This is a genomic window from Novosphingobium subterraneum (genome assembly GCF_000807925.1).
Lineage (GTDB): Bacteria > Pseudomonadota > Alphaproteobacteria > Sphingomonadales > Sphingomonadaceae > Novosphingobium > Novosphingobium subterraneum.
Genome location: NZ_JRVC01000012.1, coordinates 57,051 through 81,644 on the forward strand (window position 1 = coordinate 57,051; position 24,594 = coordinate 81,644).

Genomic DNA, 24,594 nt, shown 5'->3' on the forward strand with positions numbered 1-24,594 from the left:
CCGATCGTGCCTCTTGGTTCACGAGGCATTAAACTGGCGGGTTGTCATGCCCCGGCGATGAGGTTGTTCCCGGGGTCATTTGTCATTTCGGCGGCGGCGCTAGCGCTTTGCGCAAGCGCGGCGCGCGCGCAGGATGCCACCACGTGGCAATTGCCCCCGTCGGAGAAGCCCAGTTCCGCCGCGCAGGGCCCGGTCGTTCCCGATGCGCCCCCACCCCGCGCCACGACCGGGCAACCCGGTGCAACGCCGTCGCCACCGGTTGTTGCCGTCCCTGTACCGGCGCCGGTACCGTCACCGGCAGCGCCTGTTGCGCTCCCTTCTGCCAAGCCAGCGCCTCGGCCATCCGCCCAAGCTGACGTACCCGAAGCTGAGACCGCGGCCCTGCCGACGCAAGCAGCCGAAAGTGCGCCTCCGCTTCCCCAACCGACAGCGGCTACACCAAATTTGCCCGAGCCGATGTCGCCTCCCGCGGTGCCGGTCACGGCGACGACGACAGAGCCCGAAGCGCGAGGCGCCACGCTTTGGCCGTGGGTGGCAGCGCTTGTCGGCTTGCTCGCGGCCGGGGCATCATGGGCGCTGCTCCGCCGTCGACGCACGGCGCCGCCCGAGGTTGCCTTCGAACCGCCAGCGATAAAGGCCGCGTCCCCCGCCAGCTCTCCTGCACAAGGTCCCCACCTGGCGGAGACCGCGCTTGTGCCGGACGCTGCCCTGACGCTCGACCTCGCTGCCGCGCGCATGAGCGCGACCCTCGTGAATGCCTCGCTTTCCTATCGGCTGGTGCTGTCCGCCTCTGCGCAAGCGCGCGACGTGGTGATCGTTGGCGGAATGACGGCGGCGCACGCCTCGCGGCCAGCGCAGGACCAGCTCGACCCGCGCAATGCGCCCGAGTTGCATACGATTCGGTCAATAGGCGCTGGCGAGATCATCGAAGTTGCGGGCGAAATACGCCTGCCCCTCGCCGAAATCACACCGATTCGTCATGGCAATGCCGCCTTGTTCGTGCCACTCGTCAGACTTGAAATGACGGCCACCGTCGACGGACGACCGTTCACCATGCGCGCGGCCTTCGTCGTCGGCCTGGAAGAAGGTGCAGCGGGGCAAAGGCTGCAGCCCTTCCGGCTTGACCTCGGCCCGCGCATCTACCCGAACATCAGCCAGCGCGCTCTCACCGTTCCCGCCTTTGCGTGAGTTCATCGGGAAAGGTCGCGCGGCTGTCCGTTTTTGTGGTCGACGCACCCGATTGCCGCGTCTAGTCTTGGCCTAACGAACCCGCGCCAGACGGGTCGCACAGCAGGCAGGAGCACGATTAACCATGGACTCACTGGTTTCGACCCAGTGGCTCGCGGACGAAATGGGCGCGAGCGATCTACGTATTGTCGACGCTACGGCATTCTTGCCAGAGCATGGTCGCGTGCCGCGCCTCGAATATGAGGCATGCCACATTCCCGGTGCAGTCTTCATGGATCTGGCCGAACTGGTCGATGCGGCCTCGCCCGTACCCAACACACTTCCGTCGGCCGAAAAGTTCGCCAGCCGAATGCAGACGCTCGGCCTTGGCGACGGCAGCCGCATCGTGATTTATGACGACAGCCCGGTGAAGACATCGACCCGTGCCTGGTTCATGCTGACCAAGTTCGGTGCCCAGAACGTGGCGCTGCTCGATGGCGGGATCGCCAAGTGGAAGGCGGAGGGCCGCAAGTGCGCGCAAGGTGTTGAAACCTTGAGGCAACGCCACTTCACGGTGTGGTCTGACGAGAGCCATGTGCGTTCGAAAGCCGATGTGCTGGCCAATCTCGACAGCAACGCCGAGCAGGTCATCGACGCGCGTGGCGCCGGGCGCTTTACTGGCGAAGTGCCGGAGACCAACCCTGCGCTGGCGAGCGGCCATATACCCGGCGCGCGGAACCTTCCTTATTCGAGCCTGTTCAATCCCGATGGCACGTGGAAATCGCCTGACGCGATCCGCAGCCTGTTCGAGGCAGCCGGCATCGACCTTTCGCGCCCGCTGATCTCCTCGTGCGGCTCGGGAATGACGGCCAACGTGCTGATTTTCGCGGCACATCTGATCGGCAAGGAAGATGTCTCGCTCTACGACGGATCGTGGAGCGAATGGGGGATGGACCCGGCAACCCCCAAGGCAACCGGCGCGGCCTGAGGTTCCTGTCAGCGATCATTGCTGCTATCGCCCGAGGCCATGAGCAGTTCTGACGATTTCGAGAATTATGGGGCGGCGACGCGGGGCGTGCTGGCTGGACGGCGCGAGGAGTGGACCGGGACGCCGGGGCATCCCGGGGCCGTCGTCAACCCCGCCGTCTGGCGCGCTTCGACGCATCTTTATCCTGATATGTCAGCACTCAGGGCCCATCCAGCCAACGAGGACGGGCGGTTCTATTATGGGCGCAGGGGATCTCCAACTCAGTGGGGACTCTCCGAGGCATTGACCCAACTCGAGGGGGACTCTGCGGGAACTGTGCTCTATCCCTCAGGCGTCGCGGCAATAGCCGGAGCGCTGCTCACGGTGCTGCGTCCCGGCGATGTGCTGCTGATGACGGACAATGCCTACGAACCCTCGCGCATCATGGGACGGGGGCTGCTGAAGGACTTCGGGATCGAGACGCGCTGGTTCGATCCGACCGACCTTGCCTCCTTCGAAGCGGCATGTTGCGAACGGACGCGCTGCGTGCTGCTGGAAAGCCCGGGCAGCCTGACCATGGAGGTGCAGGACGTGCCCGCCATCGCAGCGGCGGCCAAGGCACGCGGGATCGTCAGCGTACTCGACAATACCTGGGCCTCGCCGCTCGGCTTTCAGGGACTGCGCCATGGTGTGGACATCGTGGTGATGAGCCTGACCAAGCACGTTTCCGGCCATTCCGACTGCATGATGGGCAGCGCCAGCGCCGGGCCGGAGTGGTATCGCAAGCTGCGGCTGCGCTCGCAGGGCATGGGGACAGTGGTCTCGCCCGACGATGCCGCGCTGATGCTGCGCGGCCTTCGGACGATGAAGCACCGGCTCGAGGCGGAGACGGCATCGGCGCTGGGAATCGCACAGTGGCTGGAGGGGCGGCCGGAGGTGGCGCGGGTGCTGTGCCCGATGCTGCCGGGATCGCCCGGGCATGAGCTTTGGCGCCGGGACTTCACCGGCGGCTGCGGATTGTTCAGCTTTGTGCTGAAGGGCGGCACGAGCGCGGCGCGCGATGCGCTGATCGATGCGCTGACGCTGTTTGGCATCGGCTATTCATGGGGCGGTTTCGAGAGCCTGGCAACGCCGGTCGATCCGGCGGGCATCCGCACGGCAAGCCAGTGGCCGCTCAAGGGGATGGACGCCGAGGATCGTTTCGGCGTGCGACTTTCCATCGGGCTTGAAGATAGCACCGACCTGATTGCCGATCTCGAGCGTGGGCTTGCCGTGTGGGCAGGAGCGACCGCATGAACAGCTTCAGGCAGCAAGTGGCCGACGTGATCGGGGTGCTGAACGAGATCGGGTTCGATCTGGGGACCTACCACATCTCGGTCTGGGGCGCGCTGCGCATCGTGATCGTGATGCTGCTGGTGATCGTCGCGGCGCAGCTGATCGGCAAGCTGGCGCGGCGCACGTTCCGCCGGTTGACCAGCCTTGACCGCACGCAGCAACTGCTGGGCGAGAAGATCGCGACGATCGTGGTCTGGGGCATCTCGATCCTGGTCGGGATCGACGTGCTGGGCATCAGCCTGACCGCGCTGACGGTATTTTCCGGCGCGTTCGGCCTGGCCATCGGTTTCGGCCTGCAGAAAACCTTCGGCAACCTGATCGCCGGGATCATCCTGCTCATGGACCGCTCGATCAAGCCGGGCGACGTGATCGCGGTGAACGACGGCAAGGGCAATTCGTTCGGCGAGGTCAAGAAGATCGGCATCCGCGCGGTTTCGGTGACTACGCGCGACAATCGGGAATACCTGATTCCGAACGAAAACCTGATGACCAGCCAGGTCGAGAACTGGTCGTACTCCTCGCGCGAGGTGGCGATCAACATTCCCGTTGGCGTGGCCTATGGAAGCGATCTGGAGCAGGTGGAAAAGCTGATGCTCGATGCCGTGGCCGGCGTGCCGCGCGTGCTGAGCTTCCCCTCGCCCGGCGTGCTGCTGAGCGCGTTCGGGCCGAGCAGCATCGACATGACGATCGTGGTGTGGATCGACGATCCCGAGGGTGGCGTAGGTAACGTGCGGTCGGACATTCTCAAGGCGGTGTGGCGCCTGTTCCGGGACCACGGGGTTCAAATTCCGTTTCCGCAGCAGGATCTGAACCTTAAGGACAGCGAGGGTTTGCGGATGCTGGTAGAGGCTTTGCGGGGCGAAGGTTCCCCTCACTCTCCACCGTCACCCCGGACTTGACCCGGGGTGACGTTAGATCTTGGAGATCGTGTAACCAAGGTCCAGCGCAGCCGCTAAAGAACATCTAGGCGGGGGGAAAAGCATTCTCGCTGGTGACTTGGGCTCACCGCGCCCATCTGCCCCCCTATGAGCAATCCCTCTTCAAGAGTCGGAACCGTATTCCTTGTCGGCGCGGGGCCCGGTGATCCGGACCTGCTGACGCTGCGTGCGGCGCGGCTGGTGATGAATGCGCGCGTGCTGGTCCACGACGGGCTGGTCGATCCGGCGATCCTTGCCATGGCGCCCAAGGGCTGCCGGATGATTTCGGTGGCCAAGCAGCGTTCGCGCCACACCATGCGTCAGGAAGAGATCAACGCCCTGCTGGTGCGCGAGGCCCTGGCCGGGAATGACGTGGTGCGTCTCAAGGGCGGCGATCCTTTCGTGTTCGGGCGTGGTGGCGAGGAAGCGGAAGACTGCTTTGCCGCTGGTGTCCCGGTGCAGGTCGTGCCCGGAATCAGCGCCGCCATGGGCGCGGCTGCTTCGGCGATGATCCCCCTCACCCACCGCGACGCGGCAAGCATCGTCTCGTTCGTGGCAGGCCAGTGCAAGGGGCTGACCGATCAGAACTGGGCTGGCCTGGCCGGGGTTGGCAGGACGCTGGTGATCTATATGGGCGTGGCGACTTCGGAAGCGATTGCCGAAAAGCTCATGGCAGACGGGCTCGCGCCCGACATGCCGGTGGCAGTCATCGAGAACGCGGCGCGCCCGCAGATGCGCGTGCTGCGCGGAACGCTGGCGGCTCTCGGGCCGCTGGTATCGGAAAACAAGGTCAAGAGTCCTGCCCTGATCGTGATCGGCGAAGTGGCAGGCCGGGGAGACATGATGGAATTGAAGCAAGTTTTGGAGGCAGTGCAGTGAAGATCATCACTGGAAGTGATCTGCGCACCGGCGACGTGATCTGGTGGACCGGCGAAGGCTGGTCGCGCCATGTCAACGATGCGGTGGAAGCAGGCGAACATGCCGAGGCGATCATCGCCCGCGAGAACGCCAAGCAGATTGTCACCGACACGCAGGTGATCGAAGCGACGCTGACCGACGAAGGCGTGCGCCCGGCGCACATCAAGGACCGCATCCGCGCCCTCGGGCCGACGGTCCGCCTCGACCTTTCCCTCAAGCCTGCCGACCCCAATGCCGGCACCTGGGTGATCTGAGATGTATCAGTACGACCAATACGACCAGGCAATGGTCGATGCCCGCGTTGCGGAGTTCCGCGACCAGGTGGAGCGCCGCCTTGCGGGAGACATCACCGAGGACCAGTTCAAGCCGCTGCGCCTGAAGAACGGCCTTTACCTGCAGCTTCACGCCTACATGCTGCGCGTGGCCATTCCCTATGGCACGCTGAGCAGCCGCCAGATGCGCATGCTAGGCGATATCGCCGACAAGTATGACCGCGGCTATGGCCACTTCACCACGCGCCAGAACATCCAGTACAACTGGATCAAGCTGCAGGACGCGCCCGACATTCTCGCCGATCTGGCTTCGGTCGAGATGCATGCGATCCAGACCAGCGGCAACTGCATCCGCAATACTACCGCCGACCAGTTCGCCGGTGCCGCCGCGGACGAGCTGGTCGATCCGCGCCCCTATGCCGAACTCCTGCGCCAGTGGTCGACGTTCCATCCGGAGTTCGACTACCTGCCGCGCAAGTTCAAGATCGCGATCATCGGTTCGGAAACCGACCGCGCAGCGATGAAGCTGCACGATATCGGCATCCAGCTGGTGCAGAACGATGCCGGCGAGATCGGCTGCCGCTTCTACGTCGGCGGTGGCATGGGCCGTACGCCGATGATCGCTCCAGTGATCGGCGATTTCGTGCCGCCGCTGCAGATGATCTCGTACCTCGAAGCGTGCCTGCGCGTGTACAACCGCTATGGCCGCCGCGATAACAAGTACAAGGCGCGCATCAAGATCCTCGTCCACGAGATCGGCGCCGACGAATACCGCCGCCAGGTGGAAGAAGAGTTCAAGCACATCCTGACGCTGGGCCTCGAGCCGCCAGCGGCCGAGCTGGAGCGCATCAAGGTCTACTTCGAGCAGCCGGGCTTCGATGCGAATGCATCCGACGAACTCGACCTGTCCGATCCCGACTTCGCGCTGTGGGTGGACCAGAACGTCCATGCCCACAAGCAGCCGGGCTACGCCATCGTCAACATCAGCCTGAAGCCCGTTGGCGGCATTCCGGGCGATGCCACGGCTGACCAGATCCGCCTGATGGCCGACCTGGCGCTTGAGCATTCGTTCGACGAACTGCGCGTGACCCATGCGCAGAACATCGTGCTGCCGCATGTGAAGAAGGCTGACCTCTATGGCCTGTGGCAGAAGCTGGACGAAGCAGGCCTTGCCTCTGCCAACCTCGACCTGATCGGCGACATCATCGCCTGCCCGGGTCTGGATTACTGCGCGCTGGCCAATGCGCGGTCGATCCCGGTGGCGCAGAAGATCTCGGAGCGCTTTGCCGACCTCGGCCGTCAGCGCGAGCTGGGCGAGCTGAAGCTGAAGATTTCGGGCTGCATCAATGCCTGCGGGCATCACCACGCAGGCCACATCGGCATCCTCGGCGTCGACCGCAAGGGCGTGGAGAATTACCAGCTCCTGCTCGGCGGCTGCGAGGGCGCGGACACCTCGCTCGGCACGATCACCGGCCCCGGCTTCAACGAGGACGGCATCGTCGATGCAGTCGAGAAGGCAACCGATGTCTATCTCGCCCAGCGCGCCGAAGGGGAGCGTTTCGTCGACACCTTCCGCCGCATCGGCATGGCCCCGTTCAAGGAGGCGATCTACGCCAAGGAGACCGCCAATGGTTGAGCAGAACCTGCGTTTTCGCGATGACGAGCCGGTCGGCGATCCTGCGGTGACGGTCGACGCCTTTGCCGACCAGTCGAACGCAACTGCCGTGCGGATCGAACCGGGCGACGATGCCCGCGCGCTGCTGCCGCATCTCGATCGGCTGGCGCTCGTGGAAGTGAACTTCCCGGCCTACACCGACGGGCGCGGCTATTCGGCGGCGCGTATCCTGCGCGAGCATGGCTATCAGGGCGAACTGCGGGCCGTGGGCGATGTCCTGCTCGACCAGCTTTCGCACATGCGCCGCTGCGGGTTCGACAGCTTTGCGCCGAACCAGCCGATCAGCGTGGAGGCCGCCGAAAAGGCCTTCGCGACTTGGCCTGAAGTCTACCAGAAGACCGTCGACGGACGCCCGGCAATCTGGGCGAAGCGTCACCCCGCCTGAGCTGCGGGAAAAGGACTTAGAAGTATGGACAGCACCGTGAACCGCAAGATCGACCTGATCGATGTGCGCCCGCGCTTTACCGAGACGGACGCGATCCGCCTGAACAACCTGTTCCGGGGCACCGACACGCACGAGATGCTGCGTTCGGTGATCCGCGACGGGCTGGCGGGCGACCTTGCGGTGGTTTCGAGCTTCGGCGCGGAAAGTGCTGTCCTGCTTCACCTTATTGCCGAGGTCGATCCTTCGGTGCCAGTGCTGTTCCTTGAGACGGGCAAGCACTTCCCCGAGACGGTAGCCTATCGCGATGAGCTGATCGGGTTTCTGGGGATGACCAATCTCCAGATCATCGAGCCCGATCCGGAAGTGATCGCCAAGAAGGACGAGAACGGCCTTCGCTGGTCGTGGGATCCCGATGGCTGCTGCGAGATCCGCAAGGTCGAGCCGCTGGCCAAGGCGCTGCTGCATTTCGATGCCTCGCTGACCGGGCGCAAGGGCTTCCAGTCCAAGACCCGCGCCGGCCTGCCTCGCTTCGAGATCGACCACTCCGACGCGCAAGGGCGGCTCAAGATCAATCCGCTGGCATCGTGGGACAAGACCGCGCTCGAAGCCTACTTCGCGCAGCACGGCCTGCCGGCGCACCCACTGGTGGCCCAGGGCTATCCGTCGATCGGATGTGCGCCCTGCACCAGCAAGGTCGCCCCCGGTGAAGATCCCCGGTCTGGCCGGTGGAAGGGCTGGGACAAGACCGAATGCGGCATCCATTCGCCGACGGATGCCAGCAAGCCGGGCGACGAGCTGCCACCGGGCTACGATCCGATCTTCTGATCGGCATTTGCCAGTCGCGACAGTGCTCTGCTAGGTCCCTGCGCCGGGACATGGGGGAGTAGTCGGTTGGCAGTGGATGCGCGCAGGATCGGGTTCTGGGCCGGACCGCTGGGGTTTGCCGTAACGCAACTGGCGGCAGCACCGGCAGGCATGCCCGATGCGGCATGGAGTGCGGCGGGCCTTGTCTGGTGGATGGCAGCCTGGTGGATGACCGAGGCGATGCCGCTTTCGGCAACGGCATTCCTGCCTTTCCTCGTGCTGCCGCTGACCGGCGTGGCGGATGCCAACAAGACGGCTGCCGCCTACTACTCGCCGATCATGTTCCTTTTCGTAGGTGGCGCCTTTCTGGCGCTGGCAATCGAGCGGACCGGGCTCCACCGGCGGCTGGCGCTGTTCATAATGGGCCTGGCCGGTGCAAGGCCGGGGCAGTTGCTGCTGGGCGTGATGACCGCGACGGCAGTGCTTTCAAGCTTCATTTCCAACACATCGACGGCCCTCATCATGATGCCGATGGCGATTGCCATGCTGCGTGCGGGCGGCGTGCGCGAAGGGGAAACCGGGGGCATGGCCGGAGCGCTGCCGATGGGCATTGCCTTTGCCGCATCCATCGGCGGGCTGGCGACATTGATCGGCACGCCGACAAACGCCATCGCGGCAGGACTGATCGAGAAGGCGCTGGGGACCCGGGTCACGTTCCTGCAATGGGCGATGTACGGCGTGCCGATCGCCGTTGCCGCCGTGCCGATTGCCGCGTGGATCATCGCGCGGGTGCAGAAGCTGAAGGAGGATGCGTTCGATCCTGCGGCTGCACGCGATGCCATTGGCCATTCCGCGCAATGGAGCGTGGCCGAGCGGCGGTTGCTTCCGGTGGTGCTACTGGCCTTCCTGGCGTGGGTGTTCCAGCCGCTGATCGAAGGGGTGTTTCCGAAGGGTGGCTTCACCGATGGCACGGTGGCTGCGATCGCGGGGCTGGTCCTGTTTTTCCTGCCCGACGGCACCGGCCGCCCGATGCTGACCTGGCCCGAGGCCAATCGCGCACCGTGGGACGTGGTGCTGATGTTCGGCGGCGGCCTTGCCATGGCGATGGGCATGACCGAAAGCGGGCTGACCAAGTGGATGGGCGAGATGCTGCTGCCGCTTGCCCATGTGTCACTTCCGGTGGTTGCACTGGTCCTCGTCGGGTTCGTGATCGTGGTGACAGAATTTGCCAGCAACATCGCGGCGGCGAGCGGAATCATGCCGGTCGTGGCAGCGCTGGTGGCGGCGCTGGGGGCCGATCCGATCCTGCTGGCTCTTCCGGCAGCCTTCGCCGCGACCTGGGGCTTCATGCTGCCGGCAGGAACCGGCCCCAATGCGCTGGCCTGGGCAACCGGGCACTGTTCGATGCGCGCGATGGTCAAGGCAGGCTTCGCGCTCGACGTGGTCGGGGTGTTCCTGCTGGTCGGCGTAGTCTGGACCGTCGCCGCCTTTTCATGATTATGTTACGTAGTCTTGCTTGATTTGGGCTTCACCAATCGGTGCAAAATAGTCTAACATCGAACAAACAGGCCTCCCGCTGACTCCCTGTGAACCAGTTCACAGCAGACGGCGCAGAATGAGGCGAAAGAGTGGTCGCACGTTCTTTCGTCAGAATTCGCAGTGGGGAGATTCGCCGTGCGCCGCATTTTCAAGACATTGCTGGCGGGCAGCGCCGGGGCCGCCAGCCTCGCCGCGCTGATGCTGGTGCCGACCGGCGTCGCGACAAGCGCCGACCACCTCGATCCGCCGAGCCGCACCGACGGCGGCGTAGATCCCAACCCGGATATTCCGGCCGACATCGCCGACGTGTTTGCCTGGCATTCGAATGGCACGACCAAGATCGCGATGACCTTTGCAGGACCCGTCTCCGCCGCCGCGACGACGCCGCTCTATTATGACCGGGACGTGCTCTACAAAATCAACATTTCGACTGCGGCACCGGGCAATACTCCCGAGTTCACGATCAAGTATCGCTTCGGGCCGGGCCAAAATCCTGGCGAATGGGGAGTACGAATCGAAGGCGTGCCCGGCGTTAACGGCGTGATCGAAGGTCCGGTCGAGCAGAACCTCCAAAAGGATGGCGTGAAGGTCCGCGTCGGCCTGTTCGACGAACCTTTTTTCTTCGACCTAATCGGTTTCCGCGAGACGCGATCCACCGGCACATTGAAAATCCGCAACGACCGCAACTTCTTCGACACCCAGAACGATACCGCGATCGTGCTTGAAATTCCTGACGCGAACCTTGGCGCAGGGGTAACCAATCTTGGCGTCTGGGGACAGACCGCCCGCTTTGGGGGGAACATCTGATGAGCCTGCGCAAGATCATCCGGATCGCGACGCCGTTCGCTCTGGCCGTGACGCTGGTCGGGTGCGGCGATGATGGTGCTGGTAGCCAAGTCGTCGTCCCGGCCCCGCTACCGAGCTCGACATCGACCGCGACGCCGACCGCCACGGCAACCGCGGTTGCCTACGACTCGACCAAATGCTTCCTGCAGCCGATCCAGGGCCAGAACGGCGCGAACCTCAAGTCATTCATCATTCCGGATACATTGAAGCTCGACCTGACCCGACCGACCAAGTTTCCGAATGGACGCCATCCCGAAGATCAGGTCGTCGACATTCTGCTTGCAACCCTGCTGCTCGATATGAGCGTTACCGGCCAAGGACCATACACGCTGGCAGATGTGCCGCTGAATCCGCAGCGCAATGACAAGTTCTTCCTGCTGACCTTCCCGTTCCTGGCAACGCCGAACGGCACGCCGCAGGTAGCGACCGGCACCGGCACAAACTTCAATTTCCGCACCGACCCGGATTCGGCCTATGTCAGTGTGGACCGCATGGGCAATCCGGCTATCGCTACGGCGCTGGTTAGTTCTTCGATGAAACTGAGCTACAACGATGATACGCCGACCGGAGACGTCGCTGGCGACAAGTATCTGACCGAATACGAGCACGAACTCGACAAGCTGTTCGGGCTGATTGGCGACGATCTGGAAAGGCTGCAGTTGAAGATCTGCGCGACGAAGTCCTGACAGGCATGAGCGACAAGCGCGGCCCCAAGTGGCCGTGGATCCTGCTGGCGGCGGTTTTCCTGATAACCGCCGCCAGCATTGCCTTTGACAAGTACAAGGCTCGGCAAGGCCCGCCGGATCCGCTGCCTTCGGAAATCAAGCCATGGTTCGGACCACGCAACCAGCTCGGACTGGAGCAGGCAGCGCAAGTTGCAGTGGATGGCGCACGCGCGCGGTTGGCGCTGAATCCTGAGGAGTGGCTGCGGCAGGAGGTACTGGCACGAGCTCTCGTCAGGCGCTTCCGCGCGACAGGCGCATATGCAGATCTCGCCGAAGCGGACGGATTGCTGGACAAGGGGATGGCGGGTGCCCCCTTCCCCGCCGGGCCGAGCCTGTCTCGCGCCGAAGTTTCGGTCCTGGCACACCGCCTCGACGCTGCCGGAAAGGGGCTCAAACGGTTCTTCGCGCAAGTGGGGGAGCCGGACGACGGCGAATCTGCCGGCGCATGGAGCCTGAAGGGGGACATCGCCTTCCAGCGCGGCGACGTGAAGGCAGCGCGCCTCGCGTTCAGCCGCGCGGAGGAATACGACAACAACGCCGCCGTTGCTTTAAGGCAATCAATGCTCGCATTGCGCACGGGCGATCCTGATCTTGCCCGCCGCCGTATCAACGCAGTGCTGCGCGCCCCGAAGCTGAGCCGCTACGTCAAGTCGCAGGTCGGCTTGCAGCGGGTGACGATCGCATATGCCACGGGAGACTGGAAGGCGGCGGGCACATGGGCCCGGTTTTCCGAGCGCTTCTTCCCTGGCAGCCCGCTCGCCATGGCGCATGTCGCACAGCAGAAGGCTCTCGAAGGGGACGTGGCTGGAGCAGTTCGGCAATATGAAGCGATCTTGGCCAAGGCCCCCTTGCCGGAGATCATGGACGCGCTTGCTTTCACGCTGCGCCTGCAGGGCCGCGGCGCCGAAAGTCGGGCGTGGGCCGAGAAGGCCGGCGCGATCTGGACCGAGCGCTATAGCGTGATGCCAGAGGCGGCAGCGGCGCACGTGGTGGAGCACGAACTGGCCTTGGGCGATCCGGCCAAAGCCCTGCCAATCGCGAAGGCCGATGCACAGGCGCGTCCGCACGGGGCCAGCCTGATCTTGCTGGCGCGGGCGCAGCTTCTGACCGGCGATGCCAGAGGTGCACTTGCAACGCTTGAACGTGCCGAGAAGACCGGCTGGCGGACGGCAGGACTTTACCTTGCCATGGCAGACGTCCAGACCGTGCTTGGAGACACCGATGCCGCCGAAGATGCGCGGGAGGACGCGCTTGATCTCAATCCCAAGGCCACCGATCCGGCGGCGCGCTACATCTGGTTCGGTCACGATTAGGACGCTACTGACGGCGCTGGCCTGGCTTTGCCTCGCCAGCCCTGCCGCCGCGCATCTTACGCCCAACTCGGAAATCCGCCTCAATTTCGCACCGGGGCTGGTCAAGGCCGACATCGTCGTACCGCAGGCGGAATTCGGCTACGCCACGGGATTGCCGACGGACAACAGCACGGCCAGTCTTGCCAAGGCGCAGGCGCGCGTAGTGGCCGACATGGCCGTGCTCGACGCAAATGGAAAGCCGTGGCGCGTCGCTGTGGATCGCATCGCATTCGAACAGATTGCCGGGCCGCCTGACCTGCATCTGGAGCTGTCCTTGACACCCCCGCCCGGTTCTCCGGACAGGTCGTTGCTCTGGCGCTGGCATGTCGTGACGCGCGAAGCGCCGAACCACTTCGCCCTGTTGGTGGTGGACGGGGATCTGGCGGGAGGTGTGAGTGGGGAGCGCGAACTGATTGGCGCGCTCACTGCCGGTAAGTCAGAATTGCTGGTGGAGCGCGGAAAGGCGGGGCTGGGAGCGTTGTTCCTCAATGCCATGGCGCTTGGTGCCCGGCATATTGCCGAGGGCTATGATCATCTGCTGTTCCTGCTGGCGCTGCTTCTCCCTGCCCCGATGCTCGCGGCAGGCGGACGCTGGGGCGAGGCGCGGCCGCCAGCAGCCACGTTGCACAAACTGGCATGGATCGTCACGGCCTTCACGGTCGGTCATTCGACGACGCTTATCCTGGCCGCACTCTTCGGCGTTCGGCTACCACCACAGCCGGTTGAAGCGGGTATCGCGCTTTCGGTTCTCGTCTCGGCAATTCATGCGGCGCGGCCCGTGTTTCCCGGCAAGGAACCACTCGTTGCGGGGCTGTTTGGCCTCGTCCACGGGCTCGCCTTCGCCACGCTGGTCAGCAACTTCGGACTTGGCACGACCACGCGCATCGTCGCTATCCTTGGCTTCAATTTGGGCATCGAAGCCGTCCAACTGGGCGTCGTGGCGGTCACTCTGCCAGTCCTGCTGATGCTTGCCCGCTGGCGATACGGCAATCGCGCGAGGCTGGTTCTGGCGGTGCTGACCGGTATCGCTGCCCTTGTCTGGCTGTCGGAGCGACTGGGCCTTTCCTGATATGGACATATCGGCCCGCGCCACCCTATCAGAAGGCTGAGGGGGCTGTGAATGATACGCGATGATGACAGCTCTGCCTTGACGCAGGGGGCAAATTCGGTGCTGGGGTCGCCGCTGCGCCTGCTGACGGGGACGCTGATCTTTGTTCTCGCCGTCTATGTCGTGTCGACGTGCGGGTTCGTCTACGCGGGCTGGCCGTTCGGCGATGCCGCCTACATGGTGCTGCTGACCGTGTTCTCCGTCGGCTATGGCGAGATCCGCCCGGTCGACACCTTGTTCCTGCGCTGGTGGACGAGCGCGACGATCATGCTGGGGTGCACCGGAATGATCGTGCTGACCGGTGCGCTGGTTCAGGTGTTCACACTCTTCCAATTCCGCCGCCTGCTGGGTCTGGACAAGATGATGACCGAAATAGAAAAGCTGACCGGCCATGTGATCATCTGCGGTTACGGCCGCATCGGCGTGCAACTGGCCAAGGCGATGACCGAGGCAAAGAAGCCTTTCCTGATCCTTGAGCGAGACCATGCCAAGGCCGAGGATGCCAAGGCGCAAGGCTTCCTGTGCATGGTTGGCGAGGCCACGCACGAGGAGACGCTCAAGGCTGCGGGGATCGCGCGGGCGAAGGTGCTGGCATCGGTCCTGCCCGACGACGCGGCGAATGTGTTCATCACGTTATCGGCGCGCAATCTCAATCCCGCAATCGAGATCATCGCCCGCGGCGAGGCGCCGACGACCGAGAACAAGCTGTTCCACGCCGGCGCCGACAAGGTGGTGATGCCCACGCATATCGGCGCCGAGCGCATTGTCGAGATGATCCTCTACCCCGCCACCGGACAGCTGGACGACATCGGCGCGGTGCGGCGCAACCTGCACGATTTCGGGCTGGACATCGAGATGGTGGAGATGGGCGCGGACAGCGCCCTCACCGGCGAGACCGTCGGCGAGGCCGAGCGACGCGGCAACGGCGCATTCTTCGTGGTGCAGATCGATCGGGCGAGCGGCCAGTCGATCCAGCACCCTGGCGAGGACGTGACGCTGGAACAGGGCGACAAGGTCATGCTCGTTGTTCGCGGCAGCAGGCTGTCAGCCGGGGCGGTGTTCAGTGCCGCGAAGGCACCGGTGCGGCATGGGCGTTCGTTTGCGGGGTAATTGAACGCCCACCCCTTTCCCGCAGGCGGAAGGGGTCGGGGGTGGGCTTTTTCCTGTTACCCGTGGGCGCCGAAGTAGTTGGCGATGGCGACGGCGACGCGGATGTTGAGGGCGTGGGCGCGGTCGATCGGGTCGATGAAGCGGGCGCGGATGGCGCCGTAGTCCTCGCCGCGATGGTCCGGATAGTCGGTCGGCTCGTCCACCGGGAAATCGGTGATCTCGGGCTCGATCACCGGATAGGCGCGGCGCAACTGGGCCAGCGCATCGTCGACGCGCAGCGAGAGGACCATCTCCAGCACGTCCTCGCGGCTCACGTCGTTCGAACGGGCGAAGGGCGGAACCTGCACGGCGCGGATGAACATGTGCATCAGCAGCGCGAGACGCACCGATTGCAGCAGGCCGATGTTGCGGCGGTCAGCGTCCTGCGCAGCATCACGCCCGGCCTTCTGCCCCGGCACCAGCGAGAGCAGACGGTGGAGCTTCATCCAGTCTACCCGCAGGCGCGAGGTCAGGCGGCGGAATACCCCGGCCCTGTCATCCTTGGTAAGATATTCGGCAAGCGCGAGGCATGCGCCTTCCAGCGCGGTTTCGGTGCCGCGATAGGGGCGGCTGGCCCAGTAGGCGGAGTTGAACAGTTCACCGTACGCAGCCACGGTCTTGATCGAGGCGAGACCGTTGGCAGCGCGCAGCAGGCGGACCAGCTGGTTGCCGCGTTCAGACCGTCCGAGCAGTTCGGCGACCGATTCCATCTCCTCGCCAGCCGCAGTCCCCGCCCCGGCGACAACGTTCACCGGGTAGCCGATCTGCTGAAGGATGGCGTTGTGCGGGATCGCCCGGATCTGGCGCAGGCTCATCGTGCGGTCGGCGCCGATATCGGACTGGCGGCGCGAGACGCGGCTGCCGGTGCCCTTGAGCAGGCCGAGGCCGAAGGCGGTCAGAGCGCGCGAGTACGTGGCGCTTTCGAGATGTTCGCGCTGAACGCGGCGGATCGAGCGGTAGAAATCGAGGCTGAGATCGGTGCGATCGTAGAACGGGTCCTTGGCCGACAGGTCCTGATCGCGTGCCTCGTGCTCGGCAATGCGGGTGAGCGTGGCGAGGGCGAGATCATCGTTGCGGAAGAACAGGTAGCCGTCACCACCCTGGAAGCTGGCTTCCGGCTCGATCGTCACGCCTGCGCGGGCGAAGCGACGGCGGGCCCAGCCGGAGAGCGGCCACGTGAGACGGTCGGCAAAGCCCGAGGGATGCGCGCCGCGGCCCATGGATTCGCCATGAGTGTTAAAGATCAGCGCGGCGACGTCGGTCAGGCCATTGGCCTTCATCGCTTCGGCAAGGCGGCCCTGCAGGCGTTCGATGGCGAGCGCTGCGGGGATCTGGCCCATGAAGCGGCCAGCGTCGGAAAAGCCGGTCTGGATCGAAACGCGGCCGCGCAGGCGGGCGTAGCTGCGGTAGGATTCTTCCGAAAGCAGCGCTTCGAGGAAACGACCGCCATGTTCCAGCGCGGCCTCTGTCTCGAACAGGGGCGAGACATCGACCTTGCCTTCGATGCCGAACAGCTTGGCGAAATAGAGCGCGGCAAGCACTGTCTGCGGCTGCTCGCATTCGGCGATCAGCATGCGGATCGGCGCGTCGGCGTCGATGTGCTGGAGCATCTTCGCCATGACCAGGAACTGGCGCATCGCGGTGCTGGTTTCGATCGCCAAAGCAGCGAAGTTGACGCGCAGCGGCTTCACGTCGGCCAGGAGTTCGCGCAAACGCGACAGCGCGCTCTTGCTGCCGAGGTCCAGCGTGCCTTCGGGGTCGATCCGGCGGCGCAAGGCGTTGAGCAGCTGCGACGAGTTCACGCGGAAGTGGATCCAGCCGATGCCGAGGCCATCGGCGCGCATGGCAGCAGCGAGCGTGGCAAGCGGGATGGCCTTGGCCTCGTCCGCATTCCGTGCCTCGGTTTCCAGCGCCTCGATCAGCGGAGCAAGGCTGAGAAGCTTGGCCTCGTGGTCCGCGCTCAGGCGGTTGGCGGCAGCGGCAAGCGCTTCGGGGCTGTCGAGCGGCGAGGAGAACAGCTCGGCCATTTCCGCCGAATGGGCGTGCGCCGCATCGAGCGTGGCGAGGAGCGGGTGTGCCTCGTCGATGCCGCGCAGGGAGGCGGCGTAGCTGCCAAGGCGCAGCGCCTTTTCGCGCAGGCGGAAGGCGATGGAAGTGGTCCAGCCAATGTCGGTGCGGCCGTCCATGTCGTAGCCGACCCACGTGGCGAAGCGGAACGGCAAAGGCTTGAAATCCAGCCAGCGCCCGGGCCAGCGCTGGCGGGCGTGGCCGAGAAGCGTGGCGTTGATCGCGTCACGTGCCTTGGCGGCACGCTCGATCGCGTTGCACACCTCGACATGCTCGAATTCGAGCGTGATCTTCGGCCCCTCGTGCGGGACGGTGCAGACGGTCGAGGCCTGCGGATCGTCGGACAGGGCGGCCGTCGCCACCGCATCGGACTGTGCCGGGCTGAGCAGGAAAGTCGGGTGCGCTGTGAACACCGCGTGGAGCAGCGGCTTTTCCCAACGCTGGCGGAACTCGGAAAAGCCCGCCTCTTCCGGGTTCAGCGCCTCGATAGTGGCAAGGTTCTCGGTAGCCGCTGTGGGCGCGACGAGACGCTTGAGCCGGGCCGCGCGGCTCTTCAGCGCCTCGCATTCCAGTTCCGCGACAAGGGCATCGATGTCTGACAGCGAAAGGTCGCCACCCTCCAGCGACCGCGAAAGATCGTGGCTGAGCTGGAAGACCGGGTTGAACAGCGGCGTTTCCGCCGTCCGCTCATGGAGTTTCTGCAACCTGGCCTTGAGCTTGGCGACCGTCTTCATGGCCCTTGTATTCCCTTGAATTCGTTACTTCCCCAAAGCCGAGGCTTCGCGCGCTGCGGCTTCGATCGCTGCTTCATCGGGCGTGCCCTTGCCGACCACCCAGCTGCCACCGACGCACAGGACCGGGTCGAAACCCAGCCAATCAGGCGCGGTGGCGGCGGTAATGCCGCCGGTGGGGCAGAATTTGCACTGATAGAACGGCGCAGCGAGCGCCTTGAGCGCGGGAAGTCCACCCGACGTGGAAGCCGGGAAGAACTTGAAGTGGTTCAGGCCGAGGTCGAGACCGCGCATGATGTCGCCCGCAGAGGAAATGCCGGGCAGGAAGGGGATGCCCGATGCCACGGCGGCCTTGCCAAGATTCTCGGTCAGGCCGGGGGAGACGATGAATTCCGCGCCTGCGTCGATCGCGGCCTTCAACTCATCGGGGTTGGTGACGGTGCCCGCCCCGACGATGGCGCCTTCAACCGCCTTCATCGCATGGATGACGTCGAGAGCGGCGGGCGTGCGCAAGGTAACCTCGAGCACGCGCAGGCCGCCCTTCACGAGCGCGCGGGCGACAGGAAGCGCGTGGTCGACGTCCTCGATCACCAGAACCGGGATGACCGGCGCGGTGCGCATGATGGATTCGATCGGCTTCATGGCGTCTCCCCTGGCGCAGAACGGTTGCGCGCTTCGTTTGGTGAAGCGGACTTAACGCGACTCAGCCGGATTGTGCACCTGCTAAGGGCAGGCGCATAGCTATTCTTGGGGAACGCAGAACAACTGGAACTTCACACTGCCGAGCTGAATTGCCGCTCACCGGTGCGATAGGCGTCGAACACCGAGGCGATCGAACGGGCGTAGGGCTCGTTGCCCGACAACAGGCTCAGCACGTTGCCTTCGAGACGGGCGAGGCCGCGTGCGATAAATGGCTCCAGCCGGCTGCGGTTCATGGCCAGAAGATCGGAGTCGATCTGCGCCCTGCCCCGGCAGAGGATGTCGTTGATGATCGCGCCGCGGCGGCGATCCTCGGCCGTGCGGACCACGCCCTTCCGTCCCGGCAACTGATCGGCGCCGACCAGCATGCGATAGCGGCCGGCGTTCTTCTCGGTCTGCACGTAAAGCTCGGGGAATTCGCTGATCGATGATGCGCCAAGGCCGATGAGCACTTCGGACTGGTCTTCGGTGAAGCCCTGGAAATTGCGGCGCAGGGTGCCCGCGCGCGAGGCGATGGCAAGGTCATCGTCCGGCAGGGCGAAGTGATCGAAGCCGACGGCCTGGTACCCGGCACTGATCAGGCGCTGATAGCCTTCGGCGGCCATGCGGAAGCGCGCGCGCTGGTCTGGCAGTTCGCTGGCATCGATCCGCTGCTGGCGCGGGATCATGTGGGGCACATGGGCATAGCCAAACAAGGCGAAGCGATCGGCACCCATGGCGATCGACTGGTCCAGCGTCTGGCTGAGGATATCGTCGTTCTGGAACGGCAGGCCGTACATGAGGTCAAAATTGATGGAATCGACGCCGGCCTTGCGCAAGCCTGCAACCGCGCGATCGATATCGTCACGCGGCTGGACGCGGCCAATCGCCTGCTGGACGCGGGCATCGAGCGTCTGCACGCCGAGGCTGGCCTTGATCACGCCGATCCCGCGGATCGCCATGAACCAGCCGGGCTCGAGCGTGCGGGGATCGAGCTCGATCGACAGCACCGGATTGGCGAGGCGGAAGCTGAGGGTCAACTTGTCGACGAGGCGGACGAAATCGGTCGGCTTGATGGCGTTGGGGCTGCCGCCGCCGAAGGCGATGCGCGAAACCTTGACCGACGGGTGCAGCAAGCGCGAGACCAGGTCGATCTCGTGATGCAGCGCTTCCATGTAGGAGGCGAGGCGCTGGGTCTTGTTGGCTGCGCCAGTGTTGCAGCCACAGTACCAGCATATCTCACGGCAATAAGGGATGTGGAGATAGAGCGAGACCGTGCCGCGCAGGGCCTTCAACGCTTCACGCTGCCGGTCCTCGAAGCTCTCCTCGACGAACTCGGCAGCGGTGGGATAGCTGGTGTAACGCGGAACCGGGCGTTCGAGCAGCTCTGGCCAGTAGGTCCATTGGCCGAAGACTTCAGGCCCCGTCATCATGTCAGCAGCCATCGCCTTCACCTTCTCCGTCGTCTCCATTTCCGCAACAGCTATCGGTGCCCGTGCGCTTGCGCATTGAGATATGACAAACCTTGCAGCAGGGCAGATTTTTGCTGCCATCATCCTTGGCGGGGATGCGGATCGGTATCGGTGCGCCGGTTCCGCCGCACGACGCAACCATCATGACGCTGGCGTGGCCGGGCGACGGCATGGCCATCTGCAGCACGGCCAATGGCGCGAACAGGCGCATGAGGCGGTTCATGGCTGATCCTCTTCCTCGATCAGGATGCGCGCGGCGGCGCCATCGAGATCGCTGAACTGCCCGCGCTTCAAGGCCCAGAAGAACCCGGCCAGTCCGAACAGCCCCATGCCGAGTGCGATGGGGAGCATGAAGGCGATGCCGTTCATTTCGTCTCTCCGGCAAGGCGCAGCGAATTGGCGACGACGATCAGCGAGCTGGTCGACATGGCGACGGCGGCGATCAGCGGGGTGACGTGGCCGAGAATGGCCAGCGGCACAGCCAGCACATTGTAGCCGATGGCGAGCGCGAAGTTCTGCCGGACCACGCGCATGGTCGCCCGCGAGACGCGGATCGCGCGAGGGACGGCGAGGAGCGAGTCTCCGGTGAACACCATGTCCGCTGCCTGCCGCCCGACATCGCTGGCGGAACCCGGCGCGATCGAGGCGTTTGCTGCCGCGAGCGCCGGGCCGTCGTTCAGGCCGTCGCCCGCCATCATCACCTTCCAGCCGACGCGTTGCAGGCGCTGGAGAGCCTCCTGCTTGTCGGCAGGAGAAGCTGCGGCTTGCGCCGTCAGACCGGTGGCGCGGGCTACTGCTGCCACTGCCGGGACCGAATCTCCGGAAAGGATCGAAGGATCGACATTCAGAGCCTTCAACTGCGCCAGAGCCTCATCTGCATCGGGGCGAAGACGGTCAGCAAAGGGAATGACGCGGACGGCATCGCCTTCGATGCGGAACGCCGTGGCCATTCCCTGCGACGAGGCAGGACGGCCCAGCGCGACCGCCAGACCGTTCCAGCGGGCGGTGATGCCCTGCCCTGCTTCCTCGCGCACATCTTCGACAACTGCGGCCCGCACGCCGCGGGCACCAAGGGCTTGCACCAGGCCGAGCGACAGCGGGTGGCGGCTATGGCTGGCAAGGGCCATGACGACCGAGCCTTGCGCTTCCGTCAATGCGCCGAGCGCGACTTCGTCCGGCACGGGGCGTCCGAGCGTGAGCGTACCGGTCTTGTCGAGCAGGATACGGTTGACCTCGGCCATGCGTTCGAGCGCGGAGCCGTCCTTGACCAGAATGCCGCGCTTGAGCAGCGCGCCTGCCGCTACGACTTGCGCTACCGGGACGGCAAGGCCGAGCGCGCAGGGGCAGGTGATGATCAGCACCGCAATGGCGATGACCAGCGACTGGTAGACGCCAGCGCCCGCGATCATCCATCCGGCAAAGGTGAGCGCCGCCAGCGTGTGGACAGCAGGGGCATAGAGGCGCGAGGCGCGATCGGCGATGCGCACGAACTTCGAGCGCGATTGCCCGGCCGCCTCCATCAGGCGGGCGATCTCCGACAGCGCGGTGTCCTGTCCGATGGCGGTGACGCGCACGTCGACCGGTGCATCGACGTTCAGTGTCCCGGCGTGAACGACCGTGCCGGGCGCGGCCTCGACCGGTGCGCTTTCGCCAGTCAGCAGCGACTGGTCGAAGCGCGTCGTGCCGCGCAGGACTTCGCCATCGGCGGCGAGGCGTTCGCCCGCCGCGACGCGCATGAGCATGCCGGGCTGCAGCGATTTCGTGTCGAGCCAGCGGGTTGCGCCGTCCGCCTCGACAACCATCGTGCCACTGGCCACCTGGCGCAACAGGGCATCGACGCCCGAACGCGCGCGATCGCGCATCATCGCATCGAGCACGCGCCCTGCCAGCAGGAACATCAGCAGCATGAGCACGCCGTCGAACCAGGCCTCTGCCCCGCCGGTCAGGGTTTCGTAGAACGACAATCCGGTGGCGATGGTCACGCCGATGGAGATCGGCACTTCCATGTTGGTCCTGCCATGGCGCAGCACCTTCCAGGCCGAAGCGAAGAACGGGCGGCCGGCATAGACGATGGCGGGCACCCCGATCATCGCCGAGACCCAGTGGAACAGCGATCGCGTCGTCCCGTCGGCGCCTGACCAGACACTGACCGACATGAGCATGACGTTCATGCAGGCAAAGGCGGCGACGCCGAGTGGGGCGAGAAGTGGCCTGACGGCCGAAACGGGTTCGGCCTCGATCTCGCGCGGCTGCGCATCGAAACCGGTAGCTGCGAGCGTCGCCACGAGCGTTGGCGGCTCGACCTCCGGGGCGTGGATGACTTCCACCGTCCGTGCGGTCAGGTTGGTTCTTGCGCTGGCCACCCCGTCGAGCGCGGCGAGCGCGCGCTCGACCTTGCCCATGCAGCCGGCGCAGTGCATGCCCGGCACGGCGAGGACAGTGTGGACTGCATCGTCAGGGACAGCGCGAAGGCGGGCGGCGACGGTCACAGCACTTCACCTACGGCGCGCCAAACCTTGCCTTCGGCCTGGACCATGACCCGCAAGCGCCAGCGACCGGCTTCGAGCGGGGCGGCGTAAGTGCCCGGTGCAAGTTCGTGCAAGGTCAGGTCGGTCTCCGGACGCTGGCCGAGCGGATGTTCGGCAACGGCAGAGACCTTGGCGGCAGCGATGGCGCTGCCCTTGCTGTCGCGCAATGTGATCGCCGCCCTGCCCTGCTCGTCGCGGGCGATGTCGGCTTTCCAGCCGAGCGCCTGCTCAGCGCTGGCTTCCTTGAGCCAGCCGTTGAACTGCTGGCTGGCAACGTAGGAATTCTCGACCACCACCCCGCCGAAAGTGTCCGTGGCAAGCCGCGCCATGAGGACGTTGACCGCGATGACCACGCCGAAGAAGCTGACGAGGATCAGGGTGATGTGCTTGCCAGTGAACGGGCGAGCGGTACGGCTGTTCTTGGTCATTCGCCGTGTCCTTCAGGGAGGGTGAAGCTGGTTTCGCTGCGGTCCATGCCGCCTTCGTCATCGGGGGCCGTGAGGACGAAGGCGAATTCGCCGTGGCCCCTGTCATGATGGCCTTCACCGTGGCCGTCGCGGCGGTGTTCGCCATGTTCACCACGGCGCCGGGCAACGACGTAGATGCGCAGGCGCTGCGTGGTGTCGGCGGGGACGCGGAAGGTGAGATCGCGCTTGGCAGCGGCTGCGTCCATCTCGTCGGTGAACATGGCAGCGCCTTCAAGGCCTTCCAACGCGACGCGGAAGGTGCGCGGGCGCTCTTCCATGTTGCGCAGCTTGATCGTGTAGGCGTTGCGGATTGTCCCGTCAGACAGCGTCACGAACTCGGGATTGCGGTCCTTGGCCACCGAAATGTCGAGACGGGCGCGCTGGCCAAGGGCGAAGAGCATTGCCGCGCCGATCGCCGACCACACCCCGAGATAGATCAGCGTGCGCGGACGGAAGATGGTCTTGAGGACCGGGGTGGGCTCCTCGCCCTTCTTCTCCTTTTCGGCATCGACCAGCGTGCAGTAGTCGATCAGTCCGCGCGCGCGACCGACGTCGGCCATGGCCTTGTCGCAGGCGTCGATGCACAGCGCGCAAGTGATGCAGCCGATCTGCGGCCCCTCGCGGATGTCTATGCCGGTCGGGCATACGGCGACGCACTGCATGCAGTCGATGCAGTCACCCAGCGGAGTGGCAGCCTTGACCGCGCTCTTGACCGAGCCGCGCGGCTCACCGCGCCAGTCCTTGTAGGTGACGATCAGGCTCTTCTCGTCGAGCATCGCGGTCTGGATGCGCGGCCAGGGGCACATGTATACGCAGACCTGTTCGCGCATGAAGCCGCCGAAGATGAAGGTCGTCATCGTCAGGACGAATGTGGTGGCATAGGCGACAGGAGCGGCAGTGCCGGTCCAGAATTCGTATTGCAGCGTCGGTGCGTCGGCGAAGTAGAAGATCCAGGCCCCGCCCGTGGCGAAGCTGATGGCGAGGTAGATGGTCCACTTCAGCGCGCGCTTGCCGATCTTTCCGGCTGTCCACGGCGCCTTCTGCAGGCGCAGCTGGGCGTTGCGGTCGCCATCGATGAAGCGATCGACGTGCTGGAACAGGTCGGTCCACACCGTCTGCGGGCAGGCATAGCCGCACCAGGCGCGACCCACCGCCGAGGTGACGAGGAACAGGCCGATCCCGGCCATGATCAGCAGGCCTGCCACGAAGTAGAATTCATGCGGCCAGATTTCGATATCGAACATGAAGAACCGGCGGTGCGCCAGATCGATCAGCACCGCCTGGTCGGGGGCATAGGGGCCGCGGTCCCACCGGATCCACGGCGTGCCCCAGTAAATGCCCAGGCACACGATCATGACCAGCCACTTGAAGCGGCGGAATGGTCCGTTGATAGCCTTCGGGAAAACGCCTTTCCGCTTTTCGTAGAGGCCGATTTCGTTCGAGTGGTCCGCGCGGAGTTTGGGATCGTGCGCAGTCATGACCGTGCTGTCCT

The 24,594-nt window shown here is 65.0% G+C and carries 24 protein-coding genes; 15 read left to right on the forward strand and 9 right to left on the reverse strand.

Annotated elements, in window-relative coordinates; genetic code table 11:
* Positions 1 to 44 precede the first annotated feature (44 nt).
* A complete protein-coding gene (locus NJ75_RS24355; RefSeq protein WP_156135789.1) occupies positions 45 to 326 on the reverse strand; it encodes a hypothetical protein in 282 nt (93 codons plus the stop codon).
* Positions 327 to 456: 130 nt separating this feature from the next.
* Between NJ75_RS24355 and NJ75_RS12800 the strand changes: the two genes are divergently transcribed.
* The 15 genes from NJ75_RS12800 (at position 457) to NJ75_RS12870 (ending at position 15,120) form a co-directional block, all read left to right on the forward strand.
* Positions 457 to 1,188, forward strand: a complete 732-nt coding sequence (locus NJ75_RS12800; protein WP_039335114.1) for a hypothetical protein — start codon at positions 457 to 459, stop codon at positions 1,186 to 1,188.
* Positions 1,189 to 1,312: 124 nt separating this feature from the next.
* A complete protein-coding gene (sseA, locus tag NJ75_RS12805; RefSeq protein WP_039335116.1) occupies positions 1,313 to 2,155 on the forward strand; it encodes a 3-mercaptopyruvate sulfurtransferase in 843 nt (280 codons plus the stop codon).
* A 39-nt stretch (positions 2,156 to 2,194) separates the two neighbouring features.
* Positions 2,195 to 3,430, forward strand: coding sequence for a cystathionine beta-lyase (gene metC, locus NJ75_RS12810; protein WP_039335118.1), 1,236 nt, complete (start codon positions 2,195 to 2,197; stop codon positions 3,428 to 3,430).
* On the forward strand, positions 3,427 to 4,368 hold the full coding sequence (locus NJ75_RS12815; protein ID WP_052242457.1) for a mechanosensitive ion channel family protein: 942 nt from the start codon (positions 3,427 to 3,429) through the stop codon (positions 4,366 to 4,368). Before metC ends, NJ75_RS12815 begins: the two co-directional genes overlap by 4 nt.
* 126 nt (positions 4,369 to 4,494) lie before the next feature.
* Entirely contained in the window at positions 4,495 to 5,265 is a 771-nt protein-coding gene (gene cobA, locus NJ75_RS12820) for a uroporphyrinogen-III C-methyltransferase (protein ID WP_062343642.1), read from the forward strand.
* Positions 5,262 to 5,558 carry a DUF2849 domain-containing protein gene (locus NJ75_RS12825; protein ID WP_039335120.1) on the forward strand — a complete coding sequence of 99 codons (297 nt, stop codon included), beginning with the start codon at positions 5,262 to 5,264 and terminating at the stop codon, positions 5,556 to 5,558. Before cobA ends, NJ75_RS12825 begins: the two co-directional genes overlap by 4 nt.
* 1 nt (position 5,559) lies before the next feature.
* Positions 5,560 to 7,212 (forward strand): nitrite/sulfite reductase, encoded by a 1,653-nt coding sequence (locus NJ75_RS12830; RefSeq protein ID WP_039335122.1) that lies wholly within the window; start codon positions 5,560 to 5,562, stop codon positions 7,210 to 7,212.
* The gene (locus NJ75_RS12835) at positions 7,205 to 7,636 is read left to right on the forward strand and encodes a DUF934 domain-containing protein (protein WP_039335124.1); all 432 of its coding nucleotides are present in this window, start codon (positions 7,205 to 7,207) and stop codon (positions 7,634 to 7,636) included. The genes NJ75_RS12830 and NJ75_RS12835 overlap by 8 nt, the downstream gene beginning before the upstream one ends.
* A gap of 24 nt (positions 7,637 to 7,660) precedes the next feature.
* Entirely contained in the window at positions 7,661 to 8,461 is an 801-nt protein-coding gene (locus NJ75_RS12840; protein WP_039335126.1) for a phosphoadenylyl-sulfate reductase, read from the forward strand.
* Positions 8,462 to 8,533: 72 nt separating this feature from the next.
* Positions 8,534 to 9,937 carry an SLC13 family permease gene (locus tag NJ75_RS12845; protein ID WP_082013373.1) on the forward strand — a complete coding sequence of 468 codons (1,404 nt, stop codon included), beginning with the start codon at positions 8,534 to 8,536 and terminating at the stop codon, positions 9,935 to 9,937.
* Positions 9,938 to 10,114: 177 nt separating this feature from the next.
* Positions 10,115 to 10,786 carry a hypothetical protein gene (locus NJ75_RS12850; protein WP_039335130.1) on the forward strand — a complete coding sequence of 224 codons (672 nt, stop codon included), beginning with the start codon at positions 10,115 to 10,117 and terminating at the stop codon, positions 10,784 to 10,786.
* Positions 10,786 to 11,511: a DUF4331 family protein gene (locus NJ75_RS12855; RefSeq protein ID WP_039335132.1), complete on the forward strand. Its 726-nt coding sequence runs from the start codon at positions 10,786 to 10,788 to the stop codon at positions 11,509 to 11,511. The genes NJ75_RS12850 and NJ75_RS12855 overlap by 1 nt, the downstream gene beginning before the upstream one ends.
* 5 nt (positions 11,512 to 11,516) lie before the next feature.
* Positions 11,517 to 12,863, forward strand: a complete 1,347-nt coding sequence (locus NJ75_RS24755; protein ID WP_039335134.1) for a tetratricopeptide repeat protein — start codon at positions 11,517 to 11,519, stop codon at positions 12,861 to 12,863.
* Positions 12,802 to 13,971: a HupE/UreJ family protein gene (locus NJ75_RS23375; protein ID WP_169745719.1), complete on the forward strand. Its 1,170-nt coding sequence runs from the start codon at positions 12,802 to 12,804 to the stop codon at positions 13,969 to 13,971. The genes NJ75_RS24755 and NJ75_RS23375 overlap by 62 nt, the downstream gene beginning before the upstream one ends.
* A gap of 51 nt (positions 13,972 to 14,022) precedes the next feature.
* Entirely contained in the window at positions 14,023 to 15,120 is a 1,098-nt protein-coding gene (locus NJ75_RS12870) for a potassium channel family protein (protein WP_039335135.1), read from the forward strand.
* A 56-nt stretch (positions 15,121 to 15,176) separates the two neighbouring features.
* Here the strand turns inward: NJ75_RS12870 and NJ75_RS12875 are convergent, their stop codons facing one another.
* From NJ75_RS12875 to ccoG, 8 genes are all read right to left on the reverse strand, one after another.
* On the reverse strand, positions 15,177 to 17,960 hold the full coding sequence (locus tag NJ75_RS12875; RefSeq protein WP_039335136.1) for a phosphoenolpyruvate carboxylase: 2,784 nt from the start codon (positions 17,958 to 17,960) through the stop codon (positions 15,177 to 15,179).
* A 24-nt stretch (positions 17,961 to 17,984) separates the two neighbouring features.
* Entirely contained in the window at positions 17,985 to 18,599 is a 615-nt protein-coding gene (eda, locus tag NJ75_RS12880; RefSeq protein WP_039335137.1) for a bifunctional 4-hydroxy-2-oxoglutarate aldolase/2-dehydro-3-deoxy-phosphogluconate aldolase, read from the reverse strand.
* Positions 18,600 to 18,730: 131 nt separating this feature from the next.
* A complete protein-coding gene (gene hemN, locus NJ75_RS12885) occupies positions 18,731 to 20,080 on the reverse strand; it encodes an oxygen-independent coproporphyrinogen III oxidase (RefSeq protein ID WP_082013375.1) in 1,350 nt (449 codons plus the stop codon).
* A complete protein-coding gene (locus NJ75_RS12890) occupies positions 20,070 to 20,330 on the reverse strand; it encodes a hypothetical protein (protein ID WP_039335139.1) in 261 nt (86 codons plus the stop codon). Before NJ75_RS12890 ends, hemN begins: the two co-directional genes overlap by 11 nt.
* Entirely contained in the window at positions 20,327 to 20,476 is a 150-nt protein-coding gene (gene ccoS / locus NJ75_RS12895; RefSeq protein WP_039335141.1) for a cbb3-type cytochrome oxidase assembly protein CcoS, read from the reverse strand. The genes NJ75_RS12890 and ccoS overlap by 4 nt, the downstream gene beginning before the upstream one ends.
* Positions 20,473 to 22,596: a heavy metal translocating P-type ATPase gene (locus NJ75_RS12900; RefSeq protein WP_039335143.1), complete on the reverse strand. Its 2,124-nt coding sequence runs from the start codon at positions 22,594 to 22,596 to the stop codon at positions 20,473 to 20,475. The genes ccoS and NJ75_RS12900 overlap by 4 nt, the downstream gene beginning before the upstream one ends.
* Complete coding sequence (locus tag NJ75_RS12905) at positions 22,593 to 23,063, reverse strand: FixH family protein (protein ID WP_039335145.1); 471 nt, start codon at positions 23,061 to 23,063, stop codon at positions 22,593 to 22,595. The genes NJ75_RS12900 and NJ75_RS12905 overlap by 4 nt, the downstream gene beginning before the upstream one ends.
* A complete protein-coding gene (ccoG, locus tag NJ75_RS12910) occupies positions 23,060 to 24,580 on the reverse strand; it encodes a cytochrome c oxidase accessory protein CcoG (RefSeq protein WP_039335147.1) in 1,521 nt (506 codons plus the stop codon). Before ccoG ends, NJ75_RS12905 begins: the two co-directional genes overlap by 4 nt.
* Positions 24,581 to 24,594: the final 14 nt, after the last annotated feature.